At 57.4% G+C, this 18,816-nt stretch carries 14 protein-coding genes; all 14 read left to right on the top strand.

Annotated features, from left to right (window positions below; genetic code table 11):
* Positions 1–647: 647 nt before the first annotated feature.
* Positions 648–1,073, top strand: coding sequence for a hypothetical protein (locus tag DSD30_RS01450; RefSeq protein WP_114007824.1), 426 nt, complete (start codon positions 648–650; stop codon positions 1,071–1,073).
* Between the two features lie 105 nt (positions 1,074–1,178).
* Complete coding sequence (locus DSD30_RS01455) at positions 1,179–2,765, top strand: cytochrome ubiquinol oxidase subunit I (protein WP_198662772.1); 1,587 nt, start codon at positions 1,179–1,181, stop codon at positions 2,763–2,765.
* Positions 2,766–2,789: 24 nt separating this feature from the next.
* Positions 2,790–3,947 carry a cytochrome d ubiquinol oxidase subunit II gene (cydB, locus tag DSD30_RS01460; RefSeq protein ID WP_114007825.1) on the top strand — a complete coding sequence of 386 codons (1,158 nt, stop codon included), beginning with the start codon at positions 2,790–2,792 and terminating at the stop codon, positions 3,945–3,947.
* A 24-nt stretch (positions 3,948–3,971) separates the two neighbouring features.
* Complete coding sequence (gene cydX / locus DSD30_RS01465) at positions 3,972–4,091, top strand: cytochrome bd-I oxidase subunit CydX (protein ID WP_114007826.1); 120 nt, start codon at positions 3,972–3,974, stop codon at positions 4,089–4,091.
* 73 nt (positions 4,092–4,164) lie between these two features.
* Positions 4,165–5,931, top strand: a complete 1,767-nt coding sequence (gene cydD / locus DSD30_RS01470) for a thiol reductant ABC exporter subunit CydD (RefSeq protein ID WP_114007827.1) — start codon at positions 4,165–4,167, stop codon at positions 5,929–5,931.
* Positions 5,924–7,600: a thiol reductant ABC exporter subunit CydC gene (cydC, locus tag DSD30_RS01475; protein WP_157967510.1), complete on the top strand. Its 1,677-nt coding sequence runs from the start codon at positions 5,924–5,926 to the stop codon at positions 7,598–7,600. Before cydD ends, cydC begins: the two co-directional genes overlap by 8 nt.
* 348 nt (positions 7,601–7,948) lie before the next feature.
* The gene (locus DSD30_RS01485) at positions 7,949–8,902 is read left to right on the top strand and encodes a sulfide/dihydroorotate dehydrogenase-like FAD/NAD-binding protein (RefSeq protein WP_198662773.1); all 954 of its coding nucleotides are present in this window, start codon (positions 7,949–7,951) and stop codon (positions 8,900–8,902) included.
* Between the two features lies 1 nt (position 8,903).
* Positions 8,904–10,412 (top strand): NADPH-dependent glutamate synthase, encoded by a 1,509-nt coding sequence (gene gltA / locus DSD30_RS01490; RefSeq protein WP_114007830.1) that lies wholly within the window; start codon positions 8,904–8,906, stop codon positions 10,410–10,412.
* A gap of 17 nt (positions 10,413–10,429) precedes the next feature.
* Positions 10,430–12,358 (top strand): 2-oxoacid:acceptor oxidoreductase subunit alpha, encoded by a 1,929-nt coding sequence (locus DSD30_RS01495; RefSeq protein WP_198662774.1) that lies wholly within the window; start codon positions 10,430–10,432, stop codon positions 12,356–12,358.
* Positions 12,359–12,367: 9 nt separating this feature from the next.
* Positions 12,368–13,360: a thiamine pyrophosphate-dependent enzyme gene (locus DSD30_RS01500; protein ID WP_114007831.1), complete on the top strand. Its 993-nt coding sequence runs from the start codon at positions 12,368–12,370 to the stop codon at positions 13,358–13,360.
* Between the two features lie 5 nt (positions 13,361–13,365).
* The gene (locus tag DSD30_RS01505) at positions 13,366–15,576 is read left to right on the top strand and encodes a ferredoxin (RefSeq protein WP_114007832.1); all 2,211 of its coding nucleotides are present in this window, start codon (positions 13,366–13,368) and stop codon (positions 15,574–15,576) included.
* 290 nt (positions 15,577–15,866) lie between these two features.
* Positions 15,867–16,880, top strand: a complete 1,014-nt coding sequence (locus DSD30_RS01510; RefSeq protein ID WP_114007833.1) for a LacI family DNA-binding transcriptional regulator — start codon at positions 15,867–15,869, stop codon at positions 16,878–16,880.
* A 2-nt stretch (positions 16,881–16,882) separates the two neighbouring features.
* On the top strand, positions 16,883–17,911 hold the full coding sequence (locus tag DSD30_RS01515) for an extracellular solute-binding protein (protein ID WP_198662775.1): 1,029 nt from the start codon (positions 16,883–16,885) through the stop codon (positions 17,909–17,911).
* 79 nt (positions 17,912–17,990) lie between these two features.
* Entirely contained in the window at positions 17,991–18,815 is an 825-nt protein-coding gene (locus tag DSD30_RS01520) for an ABC transporter permease (protein WP_114008564.1), read from the top strand.
* The last annotated feature ends 1 nt before the right edge of the window (position 18,816 follow it).

Genomic DNA, 18,816 nt, shown 5'->3' on the forward strand with positions numbered 1-18,816 from the left:
AGCAATCTCCCCTTAGAGGGCCTGTCGTTAAAGAATAAGACGCCTGCTAGGTCGATACAAATCCGGACATGATCTGGTCGTGATCTGGTTTTGGTGGCTGAGATATGGCTCAGCTGGTTTGTATCGGCTAACGGATGAGAAATTAAAATTGGCTGTCTTTTGTTATGGTGGCCATGGCATACTGTCTCGGCAATTCAATCGCACTGCGTCGACCCTCCCTATGCTTTGGTCGTAGAAAGCTTAGAACATTTGTCGTAGTTGGAAGTTGACCTGTATCAACTCAGTCCGCCAGCTCGCCGCTGATGGAGGATGAGACCGCGCGAAAACCGCCTCTCAGATATGCGATTTTGCAGTCGATTTCTTCCTAAGAACAATAACTAACAAACTGTTCTTATTTACTTTTTCTTCTCCAATTGACTCTTCGAAAGCCGTTCCACAGCACGCAGCGTTATCCGTGTTTGACCGGATGTGAGCCGTGCATCTGACACGGGTCAGCTGCGCTGTCAGCGCATCGCTCAGTGTGTATTCAAGGCGTCTGTTGCGACCGGTTGTCTCAGTTGGGACTTTTGATCTTGTTAAAGAGGAGTTTTCTATGCTTGTTTAAATCTACGTGTTTTTTTGTATTTCAAATGGAACCGTTGCACCGCATGCGCCCCGCTCCCGCCCCTTTCCTGAAGATGCCACCGCGCCGGAAGCCCGGCAGGGCCGCCGTTGGCTGGGCATTGTTGGCGATGTGGTTGCAGGTGGTGTTTGCCGGTCTGCATCTGGCGACCGTCTCGCACGCGCTCGGCGGACCAGTTGCGCATCAGGCGGCGATCTGGACCATCTGCACGGCAGAGGGGAATATCCTGACCCTTGATGAGTCTGGCGACCCGATCTCGCGGGGGATCGAAACGCTGTGCGCCATTTGCGTTTCAGGGGTTGCTGACGGGCTGGTGCTCGATATGCCGCAGCCGGTTGCACTCAATTTCTCGCCACCAATCCTGTATGATCGTCCCCTGTCCGGCTTTGACACGCCATGGTGGAAACAATCCCCAAGGGTGGGGACAAGCCGCGCCCCACCCCTCCTCTAGGGCACGTCCATTCTTTTCACGCGTCACCGCCCCGCCAGCCATTGCCAATTGTCATTTGCCGGGGCGACCCTGTCCTGCTGATACAGCATCACCAAGAGAGCTGTCATGGAACCCATTTATGACGACCTGTTCGTCAATCTCTCGCGCTGGCAATTTGCCGCCACGGCGCTTTATCACTTTCTGTTTGTGCCCCTCACTTTGGGCCTGACATGGATCCTCGTGATCATGGAGTCGGTCTATGTGATGACCGGCAAAGAGATCTATCGCGATATGACCAAATTCTGGGGCAAGTTGTTCGGTATCAACTTTGCTCTGGGCGTGACCACCGGCCTGACGATGGAATTTCAGTTCGGCACCAACTGGTCCTATTATTCGCACTATGTCGGCGACGTCTTTGGCGCGCCGCTGGCAATTGAAGGCCTGATGGCTTTCTTTCTGGAATCGACCTTTGTCGGCCTGTTCTTCCTTGGTTGGGACAAATTGTCAAAACGCCAGCATCTGGCCGTGACCTTCTTTACAGCGCTCGGCTCGAACCTGTCGGCGCTTTGGATTCTGGTGGCCAATGGCTGGATGCAAAATCCCGTCGGCTCGGAATTTTCGGCCGAGACTATGCGGATGGAAATGACCAACTTCGCGGAAGTGGTGCTCAATCCAGTTGCGCAGGTGAAATTCGTGCATACGGTTGCCGCGGGCTATGTCACAGCCTCGATGTTCGTCATCGGCATTTCCGCCTGGTACATCCTCAAGGGCCGCGATCTGGCCTTTGCCAAACGGTCCTTCTCGGTTGCTGCGGGCTTCGGTCTTGCTGCGTCGCTGTCGGTCATTGTGTTGGGCGACGAGTCCGGTTACGAGCTGGGCGATGTGCAAAAGGTAAAACTGGCGACCATCGAAGCGGAATATCATACGGAAGAGGCACCTGCCGCCTTCAATGTCATCGGCATCCCGAATGACAAGGAAATGCGGGTTGATTATGCATTTCAAATCCCGTGGGCCATGGGGCTGATTGCCACGCGCTCGTTCGATAAAGAGGTCACCGGCATTTCCGAGTTGAAAGACCAGCATGAAGTGCGGATTCGCTCGGGCATGATTGCCTATGACTATCTGACCAAGCTGCGGGCAGGTGACAAATCGGAAGAGACCAAGACCGCCTTCAACGAGCATAAGGCCGATCTGGGCTATGGCTTGTTGCTCAAGCGCTATATCGACAATCCGATGGAAGCGAGCGAAGAGATGATCAAGGCAGCCGTTGACGATTCCATTCCTTCGGTGCCCTACCTTTTCTGGAGCTTCCGGATCATGGTTGGCTTTGGCTTCCTGATGCTGTTCCTGTTCAGCCTGTCCTTCTATTACAACGCCAAACGCGTAATCGAGGAAAAACGCTGGCTGTTGCGCATGCTCGTTATTTCCATTCCCGTGCCATGGCTCGCCTGTGAGCTGGGCTGGTTCGTGGCCGAATATGGTCGCCAACCATGGGCAATTGGTGAGGTGCTGCCAACCTTCCTTGCGGCCTCCAGCCTGACGATCAGCGATTTGATCTTCTCGCTTGTCGGCTTCCTCACCTTCTACACCTTCCTGCTGGTCATCGAAATGTGGCTGATGGTGAAATTTGCCCGTCTGGGGCCGAGCGCCCTGCATACGGGCCGCTATCACCATGAGCAATTTGACCGCTCCCCTCTGGCCCCTGCCGAATGACGGGTATTGAGAAGGATTCTGACAATGCTACTTGATTATGAAGTTTTGAAACTGGCCTGGTGGGCGCTCGTGGGTGTGTTGCTCATCGGCTTTGCCATCACCGATGGCATGGATATGGGCGTGGGCAATCTGTTGCCCTTCCTTGGCAAGAATGATGCTGAGCGCCGCATCATCATCAACACGGTCGGGCCGCACTGGGATGGCAACCAGGTCTGGTTTATCACGGCGGGTGGGGCGATTTTTGCCGCTTGGCCTGCGGTTTATGCTGCGGCCTTCTCCGGCTTTTACATGGCCATGCTGTTGGTGCTGTTTGCGCTCTTCTTCCGGCCTGTCGGCTTTGACTATCGCTCAAAGATCGACAATCCCAAATGGCGCAATGCGTGGGATTGGGGGCTGTTTGCAGGCGGCTTTATTCCATCGCTGATTTTCGGTGTTGCCTTTGGCAATCTGCTGCAGGGCGTGACCTTCCATCTCGATGAGTTCCTGCGGGTCACCTATGATGCAACCTTCATCTGGGCCTTGCTGCCGTTGCTCAATCCCTTTGCCATTCTGGCGGGACTTGTTTCGGTCGCCATGCTGACCGGTCACGGCTCAACATGGCTGCAAATGCGAGCGGATCATGTGGTCGCCGCACGTGCCCGGACCATGGGCATGATTTTCGGGGTCGCCACCAGCGCGCTGTTCACTCTCGCCGGGCTGTGGATCTGGATTGGCAATTTCGACTATTTCGTCATTGTCAGCCAGCCTCCCCTTGATGCCCTTCCCAACCCACTGGCCAAGGAAGTAGCCATGCAAGCGGGTGCCCTGTTCAATATCTATCAGGATTATCCGATTGCGATGCTGGCTCCGGCGCTCGGCATTTTTGCACCACTGCTGATGGCTCTGATGAGCCGGATTGGCCGGGGTGGCTTTGCCTTTGTCTTCAGTGCCCTTGGCATGACGGGGATCATTTCGACCGCCGGTTTGTCAATGTTCCCGTTCATCATGCCATCGATCAGCGATCCGGTCTCATCGCTGACCATCTGGGATGCCCCTTCAAGCCACCTTACCCTGACAGTGATGTTCTGGGCGGCTGTGATCTTCGTGCCGATCGTGCTCGCCTACACCATCTGGTGCTACGTGCGCATGTGGGGTCGGGTCACACTGGAAGAAATCGATGCCCGCTCTCATTCTGCTTACTGAGCCTCACGAAAAAGGAGATAGACTATGTGGTATTTCGCCTGGATTCTGGGGCTGACGGCGGCCCTTTCGATCGGCATCATAAACGTCATGTGGTACGAAGCCCAACACAGCTTCGATGACAAGGAAGGGGCCGACGAGGCCTGATCTTCCCCCGAAACTGGCCGGTGGACACCTCTTGCCCACTGGCCGTACTCTTTGAGAATGAGAGCCGCCCTTGATGTCCAAAGCCAATCTCTCCCGCTATCTCAAGCGCGAAGCCAAACGGATCGAGCAGCCGATCCGTTGGTCGATCGGCTTGAGCTTGATGAGCGGCTTGTTGTTGATCGGGCAGATGGGGATGATTGCCAGCATCATTTCCGATGTGCTGACCAAGCATGCGGGCCTTGCAGATGTCATGCTGCCGCTCTGCCTGCTGCCGCTGCTGTTTGTTGCCCGCGCGGTTTTGTCTTATGGCGCGGAAAAGCTGGCGCTGCATGCAGCGATTGACCTCAAACATGATATGCGTGGCCGGTTGCTCTCACGGCTGATTGCCAAAGGGCCGATCCGCAGCCGCGAAGGCGATAGCGCCACTGGTGATCAGGTCACCATGCTGACCGAGGGCATCGAAGCTTTGGAAGGCTATTTTGCCCGCTATTTGCCTGCGATGGTGATGATGGTCCTGCTGCCACTTGCCATTCTGGCGGTCACCTTGGTGCGTGACTGGCTGTCGGCCTTGGTGATGGTGGTCACCGCGCCTTTGATCCCCTTCTTCATGATCCTGATCGGCAAGGGCACGGAAAAGCTCAACCAGAAGCAATGGCGCAAGCTGGCGGTCCTGTCGGCGCATTTTCTCGACATGATCCAAGGCTTGACGACGCTCAAATGGTTCAACGCTTCCCGGCGCGAGGCCGAGAGCGTGTCACGGATGGCGGATGATTATCGCCGCACCACCATGAGTGTGCTGCGCGTCGCCTTTTTGTCGTCGCTGGTGTTGGAATTTTTCGCCACCATTTCCATTGCCATCATCGCGGTCTTTATCGGCTTCCGGCTGCTCTATGGGGAGATGAGCTTTTATGACGGCTTTTATGTGTTGCTGCTGGCTCCGGATTTCTATTTGCCGCTGCGGCAAATGGGCAGTCATTATCATGCAAGGATGGAGGCGGTTGGCGCAGCGGAACGCTTTGTCGATCTGATGGAAGAGGATGAGGCGCCAAAGACGAAAGAAACCGCCCTGCCAGTGCCGCAAGCGGGTCTGTCGCTAAGTTTCGAGCATGTGCAGTTTGCCTATGATGATGGCACGGTGGCTTTGCAAGATGTGTCCTTTTCCCTGTCTGCGGGGCAAAAGCTGGCTCTGGTGGGACCGTCCGGGGCGGGCAAAAGCACGATCCTTGATTTGCTGCTTGGGCTGATCCAGCCAACCGGTGGCCGCATTCTGATCAACGGGATCGATTTGTCACATCTGCCGATGGATCTTTGGCGGCAGCAGCTTGGCTATTTACCGCAAGCCCCAACGCTCTTTTCCGGCACGATTGCCGAAGCGCTGCGTTATGGCTGCCCGGACGCGCCGATGGAAGCGATCATCGGGGCCGCAAGGCAGGCCGAGATCCATGACTTCATAATGTCTTTGCCAGACGGCTATGACTCCGTCTTGCAGGAAAAAGGCGGTGGGCTGTCCGGCGGACAAATTCAACGCATCGCCATTGCTCGCGCCTTGCTGCGCGATGCGCCCTTGCTGCTGCTTGACGAACCCTCGGCCCATCTGGACCGGGCGACAGAGGGAAAAATCACAGCGGCTCTCCAGCATTTGCTGCAAAACCGAACCGCAATCACGATTGCCCATCGCCTGAGCACCATCAAAGAGGCGGATTTGATACTGGTGCTGGAAGGCGGGACAATTGTTGAAAGCGGCACGCATGATCAGCTGATGGCAGCCAAAGGGGCCTATCTGCGGCAGGTAACCGCAAGCTTTGTTGCGGCGGGCGGTCAGGAGGGGCATGATGGCTGATATTCGCTTGTTGCTCTCCTTGATGCGGCCATGGCTTGGCTGGATCCTGCTTGGCATCTTTCTCTCGCTCGTCACGCTGTTGGCCAATGTCACCTTGATGGCAACCTCGGGCTGGTTCATCGCCTCGATGGCACTGGCGGGGCTTGCCGGGGTCAGCATGAATTACTTCACCCCGGCGGCGATCATCCGGGCGATGGCCATCATCCGCACCGTCGGGCGCTATGCGGAACGGCTGGTGACCCATGAAGCGACATTGAGACTGGTGGCCCATTTGCGGCGCTGGTTTTATGATCGCCTCGAACCATTGGCCCCGGCGGGCCTTGTGGCGAGCAAGAGCGGCGACATTTTTTCACGCATCGGCTCTGACATTTCGGTGCTGGAAAATTTCTATCTCCGTGTCTTGGTGCCTGTGTCCGTGGCGCTGATTGCCCTGCCTTTGTTCCTTGTGTTTCTATCCCACTATTCCGGCTGGCTTGGCTTTATCGCCGGGCTGCTTTATCTGCTGGTCGGGCTGGTCCTCCCTCTGTTCCTGCATTGGGCAGGCAAGGATGCGGCGCGCGCCCAGATTGGAGAGGCCGCCGACATACGGGCGGATCTGGTCGAGGGACAGCAGGCCTTGCGCGAAATGCTGGTCTATGGCCGGGCTGACGCCTATCATACCAGCATCATGCGTCAGTCGCAGCGCATCGCGAGCCACCAGAGGGCACTGGCCAATCTTCAGGCGGTTTCACAAAGCAGCATCAGTTTTGCGGCCAATCTGGCGCTTCTGGTGGTTCTGGTGACCATCATTCCCCACGTCCAAAGCGGTCTTCTCGCCGGACCGATCCTGCCGATGCTCTGTCTGTTTGCGCTCGCCAGTTTCGAAGTCATTCAGCCCCTGCCACTGGCGGTGCAATCCTTGCTTGAAACCCAGACGGCAGCGGCGCGCATCTTCGGGCTTGTCACGGTGCGTCGCAAGCGGGTGTCGACCTCTTCGGGACGCCCTGCAGCGTCCCATCAAAAGCCGGATTATGACCATCCGGCGCTGGAGTTCCTGAAAGCGGGCTTGACCTATCCGAACCGGGAGGCCCCGGCATTCAGCGGCCTCAGCCTGACCATCAACAAGGGTGAACGGGTTGCGCTGGTTGGTCCGTCTGGCTCGGGAAAATCCAGTGTCATTCAGGCCTTGTCCGGTTTCTGGCCGCTGACTGAGGGCATGATCCTCGTTGATGGCACACCCCATGATTGCCTGAACGAAGAAGCCCTGCGCGCCCATTTCGCCGTCGCACCGCAAAAACCTCACATTTTCAATGCCAGCATCCGGGGCAATCTGCTGATTGCCAATCCGGATGCCTCAGAACAGGACATCCTCACCGTTCTGGAGCAGGTTGCCCTCAGAGCCTTTGTCGACAGTCTGCCCAAAGGTCTAGAGACAGCCTTGGGAGAGGCCGGAGACAGTCTGTCGGGGGGGCAAATCCGGCGGTTGGCCATTGCGCGTGCCTTGCTGTCACCTGCGCCGATCCTGTTGCTCGATGAACCCGGCGAAGGACTTGATGCGGAGATGGAGCAGAACATTCTCAAGACCATTCTCGCACAAGACCCACGCACCGTGCTGCTGATCACCCACGGACAAGCGGGCCTTGGCTTGATAGATCAGATTCATCACTTTCCTGATAAAACGGAACCGTGAGGCACCCGGCTACAGCGCTCTAATACTATCGTCTTACAAAACAAAACTATCCACAAGCGCTAACTGCTGATTTCTGGCAATGGCCACGACAAGCTGTCGTCAGCCTGTCACCTCACTGGCATTTCCCGCCAAAAGCTTCCCAAATTTCGCGACATCCCGTCGCATATTGTATCGATTTAAATTCTCGGTGATCTGAGGCCCCAAGTTGGCGATTTCATTGACACGGGTCAATGCATCAAGACCTGTCAGGCGTAGCGTCAGATCAGTTGTTGCTGTGCCCACAGATGATTTGCCGGAGGCGATTTGCTGGAGGACCGGGCGCAGGGGTGCAACAGTGGGAGTGAAATAATGTCCGATCGCGAACAGGAGGGCGGTCTGACGGCCGCCAACCAGTCGCAGGGCGTGGCCAGCATGGTCACGTCCCGCTTTCCGATTGTCTCGCGGACCGATTTTTCCGAGACAACCTTTCTTCTAGACATTCTGCATCCGACCATGGCCCGGGCCGCAAAGCCCGGCCAGTTTGTCATTGTGATGCTGGATGAGCATGGCGAGCGCATTCCGCTGACCATCGCCGATTTTGACCGTGACAAGGGCACGATCACATTGGTCGTGCAGGCAGTGGGAAAATCAAGCCGTCAGATGCAGGCCGATTGTCAGGCAGGTGGCTCGATTTATGCCATCGTTGGCCCAATGGGCATCCCCAGCGAAATTTCGAACGCCAAAACAGTCATTTGCGTTGGTGGGGGGTTGGGCGTTGCGCCGATCTATCCGCAAGCCCGGGCCTTCAAGGAAGCCGGAGCCTATGTGATTGGCGTTGTAGGGTTTCGCTCTGCCAATCTGATGTTCTGGGAAGAGAAATTCAAGGCGGTCTGCGACGAGTTCATCGTCTGCACCGATGATGGCTCGGCGGGTCTGCATGGGCTGGTGACCGAAGGCATCGAACAGGCAATTGCCAAGCATGGCACCATCGATGAGGTGGTGGCGATCGGCCCACCGATCATGATGCGGGCCTGCGCGGAAACCACCCGTCCCCACAAGATCAAAACCATGGTCAGCCTCAATCCCATCATGGTGGATGGCACGGGCATGTGCGGCGGTTGCCGGGTGCGGGTCAATGCGCAAATCAAGTTTGCCTGCGTTGACGGGCCGGATTTTGACGGCCATCAGGTCGATTTTGACGATCTCTTCTCGCGGCTCAATCGCTACCGGGCCGAAGAGAAGCAAGCCATGGAACGCTATTCGGACAGTTGCCGTCGCCTGATCGCGGCTGACGCAGCCGCAGCCCAAGAGGGGGGCAAGTGATATGGTCCGCAAGACAATCAGAACCATCCCGCAAGAGCGGGCTCCCATGCCGGTGCAGGACCCGGACATTCGTGCCACCAATTTTGACGAAGTGGCGCTGGGCTTTGACATTGAAGCAGCCAAACTGGAAAGCGAGCGCTGTTTGATGTGCCCGGAACCGGCCTGTGTGGAAGGTTGCCCGGTCAAGATCGACATTCCCGGCTTCATCGAAAAGATCCTTACCAAGGATTATCGCGGCGCCTATGATCACATGACCAACGCCACCATGTTGCCAGCGGTCTGCGGTCGGGTCTGCCCGCAGGAAGATCAATGCGAGGGCGTGTGCGCGGTTGGTGCTGGCACCGGGCTGGAACCGGTCGCCATTGGCCGTCTGGAACGCTTCCTTGGCGATATGGCCATCAAGGAAGGCTGGAAAAAGTCGACCCATATCGAGCCCGCTCCCTTCAAGGTGGCAATTGTCGGCTCAGGTCCGGCAGGTATGGCCTGCGCGGCTGATCTGGCCAAGGCGGGCTGCAAGGTGACCATCTACGAGGCCCTGCACAAGCCGGGCGGCGTGTTGCGCTATGGCATCCCTGAATTTCGACTGCCCAATGATGTGGTGGATGCGGAAATCGCCAATCTCGATGCCCTTGGTGTCGAAATTATCTGCAACACATTGGTCGGACGGCTGTTCGCCATCGAGGACATGCTCGGTGACATGGCCTATGACGCGGTCTTTATCGGCGTTGGAGCCGGGACACCTTATTTCATGGACATTCCGGGAGAAAATCTCAACGGTGTCCTGTCGGCCAACGAATTGCTGACCCGCTGCAATTTGATGCATGCGGGCGAGTTCCCGGCCTTTGATACCCCGCTCGGCCTGGGCCGCAAGGTGGCGGTGATCGGCTCTGGCAACACTGCGATGGACGCAATGCGGGTCTCCAAACGCCTCGGCGCGGAAGAGGTTCACTGCATCTATCGCCGCTCCGAGGTGGAATGCCCGGCACGGGCCGAAGAGCTGCATCATGCGCAGGAAGAAGGCATTGATTTTCACTGGCTGACCAACCCGGTCGAAATTCTTGGCGATGCCAACAACAATGTGCGCGGCATCCGCTGCATTCGCATGGAGTTGGGCGAGCCGGACAAATCCGGTCGACGCCGTCCGGTGGCGGTGGAAGGCAGCGCGTTCGACTTTGAAGCAGACACGGTGGTCTATGCCATCGGCACCTCGCCAAACCCGATCCTTGGTCAAACCTCGACAATCGGCCTCAACAAATGGGGCTATATCGACACCGACGAGAGCCTCGCCACCTCACTGGCCGGGGTTTATGCGGGCGGCGACATTGTTACCGGTGCTGCCACCGTCATTCAGGCGATGGGTGCAGGCCGCAAGGCTGCCAGCAGCATCAAGCACTATTTGCGTATCCGTGACAGCGACGTGGTCTACATGCCCGAAGAACACGGATTTGCCCATAGCCTGTTTGGCATTGATACGGACGAGCAGAATTTCGTCCGAATTCGTCAGATCTGAAGAGCGGAGCCCCCACAATGACATCTGATAGCTCTCAGCCTATCGCACAAGACACCCCACTTCCCGCCGCCGGGTCTGCCACTGGTGCCAAGACCGCCATGCGACCCGCCGAAGTGATCCATGAACATATCATCGAAATTGTCAGTGATTCTGGTGAAGGCGCGCAGAGATGCGGCCAATCACTCGCATCCATCGCGGCCCGTTCGGGTATGGGCATCTGGACGGTGGAAATCATCCCTGCCGAAATCCAGCCACCGCCCCGCTCTGTCGCCGGCGCCAGTGGCAACCGGGTGCGAATGGCCGCCCACAAGGTGACCAATGTTGGCGATCAGGCCGATCTGGTCATCGCCTTCAATGAACAGGTTTTGCTCAGCCGCCTTCGGGCCGGAGAGATCAAGCAGGGTGCGACCATTCTGCTTGAGGACATGTGGAAGCGGGATGCCCATCAGCCGATTGCTGATGCCTATGCGGACGTGTGCGCTGAAATCCGCGCCGGTGGTTATCGCTTGATCGAAGTACCGATGGAAGCGGAATGCCAGAAATATGTGCCGGACCCGCGCAAGGGCAAGAATATGTTCGTGCTGGGCATGCTCTGCTCGATCTATTCCCTTGATGAAGAGCTGGCAGCGTCACAGGTGAAGCTGACCTTCATCAAAAAGGATCGCAAGATCATCGACGCCAACCTTGAACTCATGGCAGCGGGTCGAGTATGGGCCAACGACAATCTTGACATGCACTACCGCATCCCTGCCCCGCCGGTTGAAAAGCCGCAGGTGGTAACCAACGGCAATGCGGCCTTGGCTTTGGGGGTTGTGGCCTCGGGCATGGAAGTCTGTGCCATGTATCCCATCACGCCAGCCACCTCGGCCTCGCATTATCTCTCGAGCATTTTCGAAAAAGTGGGTTGCGTGGTGCATCAGGCCGAGGATGAAATCTCGGCGGCAACCTTTGCCATTGGCGCTTCTTATGCGGGCAAATGTGCGGTGACCATCACCTCCGGTCCCGGCCTGTCACTAAAACAGGAAGCCATTGGCCTTGCGGTGATGGCGGAAATCCCGCTGGTGCTGATCGATGTGCAGCGTGGTGGCCCCAGCACCGGTTTGCCGACCAAGGTCGAACAAAGCGATTTGATGGCCGCCATTTTCGGTAGCCATGGGGATGCGCCCAAGGTGGTGATGGCGGTCGATAGCATTGAGGATTGCTTCTATTCGGTGATCACCGCGCGCAAGATTGCCGAGACCTTCAATATGGTGGTGATGATCCTGTCTGATGCCGCCCTGTCGACGGCGCAACAGCCTTTTGACCGCCCGGTCTTCAGCGCCGATTGGCTGGCCCCGCCGGTCAACCAAAGCGCGGTGCCGCCGGATGCCAAGCCCTATGACTGGGACGAGCGAACGGGCATTGCCACCCGCTTCATTCCCGGCCAGCCAAACGGCATGCACTGCCTGACAGGCTTGGCCCATGATCGCAACAGCCGGGTGGCCTATGACCCGAAAACCAACGAGGAAGGGCTGATCAACCGGACCCGCAAACTCGCCGCCCTGCAAAAGACCCTGCGTCTGGCACCGGTCTTTGGCGACGAGGAAGGGGATTTGTTGCTGATCGGCTGGGGCAGCACCCGCGGCGCCATCGAAGAAGCGGTGACCGCCCTCAGGCAAGAGGGCCACAAGGTTTCCTCCCTGCATCTGAAGTATCTCCAGCCGATGGCGTCAGGCATTGACGAGGTGATGGGTCGCTTCAAAAAGGTGATGACGATCGAGAATAACTGGAATGATCCGCTCTCTGATCCGCTGATCAATTCGGACAATCGCCGCTATTCGCAACTGGCGCTGCTGCTGCGGTCGCGCTGGCTGGTGGATGTCGATTGCTGGGGCAAGTCCCATGGCCAACCGCTCAAACCTGCCCAGATCAAGGCCGCAGCCTTGGCCAAACTCGAACAGGCATGAGGTGAGATTATGACTGCTACAATGAGCCAATGCCTGATGAATATGGTCCAGACGGACTATGGGATCGGCGACTATCAAAGTGCCATCGCGCCGCGTTGGTGCTCGGGCTGTGGGGACACGGCCATTCTGACCGCGATGCAGAAACTCTGCCGGGACGAACAACTGGCTCCGGAAAAGACCGTCTGTGTTTCCGGGATCGGCTGCGCCTCGCGCTTGCCGCACTATATGAATGCCTATGGCTTTCATGGCATTCATGGGCGGGCCCTGCCGATTGCCGAGGGGATCAAGATCCGCCGACCTGACCTCAATGTGTTTGTGACGACCGGGGATGGCGACTGCTGCTCCATCGGGGCGGCCCACTGGCTGCATGCAATCCGATACAATATGAACATGACGGTGCTGCTGCATGACAACAATGTCTATGGCCTGACCAAGAAGCAGGCGTCTCCCACCTCGCCCAAAGGACTGAAGAGCAACACGACCCCTTATGGCGCGGCGCTTAATCCGCTCAATCCGCTGACGGTGACGTTGGGGGTGGCCAACGTGTCCTTTGTGGCGCAGGCGGTCGACTGGATCCCGGATCTGCTTTATGACATCCTGCAAAAAGCCTATCATCACAAGGGCTTTTCCTTCATCCGCATCCTGCAACGCTGCCCGAACTTCATGGATCATCATTTTGATGAGGCGGTGCGGGATCCGCTCAAGACCCGCATCCTGACCCATGCAGACGGGTTGCGGCTGAAACCGGAAATTTCCCGGATCTACAAGAATCAGGAAACCCACGACCCAATCAACATGGAGCGGGCCTTGGCTCTGGCCGCGATGCAGGAGGAGCTGCCGGTCGGCATCCTCTATAACAACCCGTCGGTGCCTTGCTATGACGAATTGCGGGCAGGCGAGCGGCCCAGCACGCCGGGGCTGGTGGAAACCGTCCTCAATGAGGAATTCGACAAGGTGGGCATCTGGCCGCAAAGCCAGCCAACGCCACAAGCCGGGGAGTAGAGATCATGGCACAAGCACAAATCATTGCGGCGCCCATGACACCAAAGACGCCAACAGACCCGCACCCTGCCGGGGCGCAATCCCGCCTGTTGCCGGCTTTGTTTGCCCGCTACGGGAATTTGACCGCCCTGCGGCACGATTATCCGCTGGTGTTGGTGGAAGGGGAAGATGCTCCGCAAATCATCCGGCCCCTCAGCCGGATTGTCGATGATGCCCTGAAAGCCGCCGCGCCATTGGGACCAGACGGGGAAGCCATGCGGCAGCAGGTCTTGCAGCTGGAACAACGGATCCGCGAGAAGGTCGCAGAAGGCAACGAGGAGCTTCTCTCCGAGCTGTGGCGCCTTTGCGAGGCGGATCTGGTGCGCGAGAGTGGCGAAGCACCCTTCGGCCCGATGGATCGCAATATGGATCTGGCTCGACAGAAAGTGTCGGTCGATGGCAAGGTCATCGGCTGTGATGCGGCAACGCCGGACCGCATCCTTGGTCATGCCTGGCAGAAGGTGCATCACAAACGCGCCCGGCAGTTCCGCAAAAAGGTAGACGGCCTGATCCTCAAGCTGACCGATATCCTGAAGTCGGATCATATGAAATCGGACGAGGCCCACAGTGCCGATGCCCTGTCAAAGGCGATGGGCATGGACACTGACAACTCGATCGATTTTTCGATGTTGTCGGATATGCTGCATCGGGTGCAACCGGAAGACCGGCTGCCACAAGACCGGGTTGAGCGGATCAAGCATGCGCTTCATGTGCTTCAGACACAGGCCTTCTTCGGCCCGGGTCGGGCGTCCTACACCGAGCCGGGCAAGGCGATCTGCTACAGCTATGTCTTTACCAGCTGTTCGAGCGCGCTTGACGCCTATCGGGAGCGCCTTCCCAGTGTGGTCGAGTTCGTCAAGGCGCTGACCATTGCCGAAATGGAAGTACAGAACAAATATGTCTCTGACTTGCATGACGGGATCTTTGCCACCTTTGACGAGCATGATCTGACGGCTGAACAAATGGCATTGCTGCCCTCGGCCATGATCTATCTGCGCGACGGGGTGACGGATAGTGCAGAATTGGCCCGGGCCTATGAGGCGCTGGCCTATGGTTTGCCGATCAAGGTGCTCATTCAGGTGGATGACGTGTTGGGGCCGACCTCACCGGAACCGCCGCGCAACTCGTTTGGCGCTGGCACACCAAAGCTTGCCGCCATGGCGATGGGCTTGAACAATGCCTTTGTGATGCAGACCAACAGCGCCCACCTCTACCGAATGCAGGATGCGTTGATGCATGGCATGGCCTATGACGGTCCGGCCATGTTCAGCCTCTATTCGGGAGCCAGTGAAACCGTTGAGGGGATCGCACCTTACATTCTGGCAGCCGCGGCAGCGGAATCCCGGGCCTTCCCCAACTTCACCTATGACCCGTCCGCCGGGCGGGATATTGCCGGGCGGTTCGACCTCTCGGCCAATCCGCAAGTGGAGGCTGACTGGCCGAGCCATGAAATCAGCTTTGAGGACCAGAATGGCAATGCGGTCACCGAGTCGGTGCAGTTCACCTATGGGGACTTTGCCCTGTGTGACCGGCGCTATCGCCGCTTCTGTCATCCCGTCAGCAAGAAAGGCTGGAGCGGTGACATGGTTGCCTTTGCCGAATGGATGAAGGTGCCGCTCAACAGCGACGACATTCGCCGCCCCTTTGTTCTGGGGGTCGACGATGATCTGCAAATGGCTCGCATTGTGGTGGATGACAAGATCTCCAGCGCTGCACGGCAATGCCTTGACGGCTGGAACCGGCTGCAGGAAATGGCTGGGATCAACAACTCCCACACTCTCGCGGCATTGGCAGCCGAACGGGTCAAGCGTGAGGATTTGGCTCGAGAGCAGGCCAATTCGGAACCGACAGCCCCAGTGGCTCCCACATTGTCCAGCGCACCAGTGGACCCGATCGTTGAAGCTGCCGAGGAAGCAGATGCGCCACCCGAAGGCAGCCCATGGATCGAAACGCCTCGTTGCACAACCTGCAACGAATGCCGCCAGATCAATGACCGGCTGTTTGGCTATAACGACAATCTGCAGGCCTATATCGCCGATCCGGATGCGGGCAGCTATCGGCAGTTGGTCGAAGCGGCCGAAAGCTGTCAGGTCAGCATCATCCATCCCGGTTTGCCACGGGATCCAGATGAGCCCAATCTGGATGAGCTGAAAGAACGCGCCAAGCTGTTCAACTAGTCTCGCCCAAAGCGCGATTCCAGAATCACCCCGGACAGGCAACAGCCTTTCCGGGGTTTTTCTTTTGCCCCGCTCGCTCATCCACATGGCGGATTGACGCAGAGTCAACGCTTTGGAACGCCTTATCTTTTTTGATCTTGCGTATGCTTTCCTCGTGGCCCATCCTGCGGTATCGTCTGTTTTCGGTGGCACTTGTCACGTTTTTATTGAATAGTACCTTGATTAAACGTTTAATTATAGAAATTTGTCGTTTGAATATAGTCCGTCCATGACCGGACGAGTGGGGAACTATGGTCAGTATCAAGGACATTGCAGCTGATGTGGGCGTCACGGCTGCAACCGTATCCAACGCATTGAATGGCAAAGGACGCGTCTCTGAAAAGCTGGTCGGACGCATCAAGGCGCGGGCCGAGGAGCTGGGTTATCGACCGAGTTCTGCTGCCATTGCCCTGAAAAGCGGGCGCAGCAACATTCTCGGACTGGTGATGCCAGATCTGACCAACCCCCTCTTTCCGCATCTTGCCCAAACCCTGTCCATGGCCGCAGAGGACCGCAATCTGGCAATCCTGATAGCCGATTCCCGCCGCAGTGCCACAGAGCAGCAACAGGCCATGCAACGGTTGGTGAGCCGCGGCATCGATGGCTTGATCATCGTGCCGCAAAGGGGAACGTCGCCAGCCCCGGTCTCCGTGCCGATGGCGATTATCAACGCGGCGTCTGACCCGCAAAACACGGTTTCGTCCGATCATCGTGGCGGCGGAGTGATAATCGCCCAACACATTTTTGAGTTGGGCCACAGACATGTCGCCCTGCTCGGCGAGGACCCGGTTTCCGAGGTGCAGCGCGACAGGATCACGGGTATGCAGTCGGTGCTGGATGGCCGGACCGAACTGAAAATCCAATGGGGGGATGCCGGTTTGGCTGCCCTTCCCCAGATTGTGAAGGATGGCGCAACGGCCATTTTGACCACTTCTGACATGCTGGCGCTGAAGGTCCGCTCGCTGTTGATGGAAATAGGCCTGAATGTGCCTGAGGATGTCAGCCTCACGGGCTTTGACGACACGACCTTCGGGCGCTTGATGTATCCGCCACTGACCACGATTTCACAGGATGCCAAAACCATCGCGGAAAAGGCTGTTGCCTTTCTCGCCAGCCAGATCGACGAACGCTGCAAACGCTTGGCGGCCAAGAAAGACACGCCCCCACTTGCAGCGCCACCCGAACCCGGCCAAACCATTCCCATGCATCTGGTTGCCAGAGACTCCACCTCGAGACCCAAAAAACCTTCCCAACAGGAGACATGATCATGAAGCCCTTCCTTACGGCTGCCCTACTCGCAACGGCGAGCGTGGCCCTTGTTCCAGCGGCAAACGCTGCCGACAAGACCCTGACCATTTCGGTCTATTCCTTTGCTCAGGATGCCTACAAAAAAGCCCTTTATGATCCGTTTGAAGAGATGTGCGGCTGTGATCTGGTGGTGGAAACCGGCAATTCGGTCGAGCGCATGGCAAAAATCGAGGCCAATGCCGCCAAACCGGTGATCGACATGGCGGTCATTTCCTCCCATGACGCCCTTGCGCTGGCGCGCAAGGATCTGATTGCCGATCTGGATGCCTCCAAACTCTCCAACATGTCCAAGCTCTATCCTTCTGCACAGGATCCGCTGGGCAATGGTCAGGCCGTTGGCTACACTTTTTATGCCAGCTCGATTGTCTATCGCAAGGATCTGGTGTCGATTGACAGCTGGGCTGACCTCTTGACCAATCCAAAGCTTGCCAACAATGTGGCCCTGCCCAACATCACTGGCACCCAAGGCCCATTGACGCTGATGATGCTCAACAAGGCCAATGATCAGGGTGGTGATTTCTCCAAGACCATCAGTGATATCGGCAAGGCGTCCGACAAGATTGTCACCTTCTATTCCCGCTCCTCGGAGCTGGCGCAGCTGATGAATCAGGAAGAAGTGATTGCCGCCCCTGTTGGTCGCTTTGCTTGGAGCCGCTTCAAAAGCTCCCCTCTGCCGTTCGAATGGGCCAATCCGAAAGAAGGGCAGGCCGGTGGCATGAATGTGATGATCATGACCAAGGGCAATGGCAATGAAGACCTGGCCTATCAGTTCATGGACTACTGGCTGTCCACCGAAGTGCAGACCCGCATCGCCGAGGCGCTGATCGACAGCCCAGCCAATATGGAAGTCAAGGTCAGCGACGAAGTGGCCGAAAACCTGACTTATGGCGCTGATCTGATCAACTCACTCAACATTCTGCCGCCAAGCGAAATCATCGACAACCGCGGCAAGTGGGTCGAGCAGTGGAATGCTGAAGTGATCAAATAGAAAACCAGCAAGGGAGGGAAGAGGCTGCCTCAAGGCGTGGCCTCTTCCCTCTTTTATGACGTTCCCAAAGGTCCCATCCATGTTTCTTGATCAACGGCAAGGGCTTGCGCTTGCCATGCCTGCGGCTTTGTTTGCCCTGCTGATGTTTCTGGTGCCGGTTGCCATGCTGTTGTCTGAGGCCTTTCGGTCCGATGGCGGATGGTCACTGGCGGCCTATTTTGAGTTTTTCTCCAAGCCACTCAACCAGACGGTCTTTTTGCGCACGCTGAAGCTGGGCGTAATGGTGGCCGGAACAGCGGCGGTCATTGGCTATGCTGCCGCTTTCTGCATCGTCAATCTGGATGCCAAGGCACGGGGGCAGATTTTTGGCCTTGTGGTGTTGCCGCTGATGATTTCGCCAGTGGCGCGGACCTATGCGTGGATCGTCATTCTGGGCCGCACGGGCATCGTCAATGACGCGTTGGTCGGCTTGGGCCTGACAGAGACGCCGCTGCGGTTGCTTTTCACCGAAACGGCGGTGTTTCTCGGTCTGCTACAGCTTTTCCTGCCCTTGATGATCATTTCGCTGGTGTCCTCAATGGAGAATATACCGCGTGATGTCATTCCGGCGGCACGGGTGTTGGGGGCCAATTGGCTGCAGGTCTTCGTCAAGGTGATCCTGCCTTTGACCAAGGAGGGGTTGGTGATTGGCGGCACGTTGGTCTTTACCGGCTCGCTGACGGCCTATATCACCCCTGCCATTCTGGGTGGCTCCAAGGTTCTCATGCTCGAAACCCTGCTCTATCAGCGGGTCAATGTGTCGAATGACTTTGTCTCGGCCAGCGTCATCGCGATGATCCTGATCGTTATGTCCTTCTCCACCAATCTGCTGCTGAAGCGGATCGCAACGGCGCGGAGGTCCTGAG

It is taken from the genome of Cohaesibacter intestini (assembly GCF_003324485.1).
Taxonomy (GTDB): Bacteria; Pseudomonadota; Alphaproteobacteria; order Rhizobiales; family Cohaesibacteraceae; genus Cohaesibacter; species Cohaesibacter intestini.

What these genes read in the sequence shown, in the direction of transcription:
- DSD30_RS01520 (WP_114008564.1), top strand. Translation starts at nt 17,991, where the DNA reads ATGTTTCTTGATCAACGGCAAGGGCTTGCGCTTGCCATGCCTGCGGCT.
- DSD30_RS01515 (WP_198662775.1), top strand. Translation starts at nt 16,883, where the DNA reads ATGAAGCCCTTCCTTACGGCTGCCCTACTCGCAACGGCGAGCGTGGCC.
- cydC (WP_157967510.1), top strand. Translation starts at nt 5,924, where the DNA reads ATGGCTGATATTCGCTTGTTGCTCTCCTTGATGCGGCCATGGCTTGGC.
- cydB (WP_114007825.1), top strand. Translation starts at nt 2,790, where the DNA reads ATGCTACTTGATTATGAAGTTTTGAAACTGGCCTGGTGGGCGCTCGTG.
- cydD (WP_114007827.1), top strand. Translation starts at nt 4,165, where the DNA reads ATGTCCAAAGCCAATCTCTCCCGCTATCTCAAGCGCGAAGCCAAACGG.
- DSD30_RS01455 (WP_198662772.1), top strand. Translation starts at nt 1,179, where the DNA reads ATGGAACCCATTTATGACGACCTGTTCGTCAATCTCTCGCGCTGGCAA.
- DSD30_RS01500 (WP_114007831.1), top strand. Translation starts at nt 12,368, where the DNA reads ATGACTGCTACAATGAGCCAATGCCTGATGAATATGGTCCAGACGGAC.
- cydX (WP_114007826.1), top strand. Translation starts at nt 3,972, where the DNA reads ATGTGGTATTTCGCCTGGATTCTGGGGCTGACGGCGGCCCTTTCGATC.
- gltA (WP_114007830.1), top strand. Translation starts at nt 8,904, where the DNA reads ATGGTCCGCAAGACAATCAGAACCATCCCGCAAGAGCGGGCTCCCATG.
- DSD30_RS01510 (WP_114007833.1), top strand. Translation starts at nt 15,867, where the DNA reads ATGGTCAGTATCAAGGACATTGCAGCTGATGTGGGCGTCACGGCTGCA.
- DSD30_RS01505 (WP_114007832.1), top strand. Translation starts at nt 13,366, where the DNA reads ATGGCACAAGCACAAATCATTGCGGCGCCCATGACACCAAAGACGCCA.
- DSD30_RS01485 (WP_198662773.1), top strand. Translation starts at nt 7,949, where the DNA reads ATGTCCGATCGCGAACAGGAGGGCGGTCTGACGGCCGCCAACCAGTCG.
- DSD30_RS01450 (WP_114007824.1), top strand. Translation starts at nt 648, where the DNA reads ATGCGCCCCGCTCCCGCCCCTTTCCTGAAGATGCCACCGCGCCGGAAG.
- DSD30_RS01495 (WP_198662774.1), top strand. Translation starts at nt 10,430, where the DNA reads ATGACATCTGATAGCTCTCAGCCTATCGCACAAGACACCCCACTTCCC.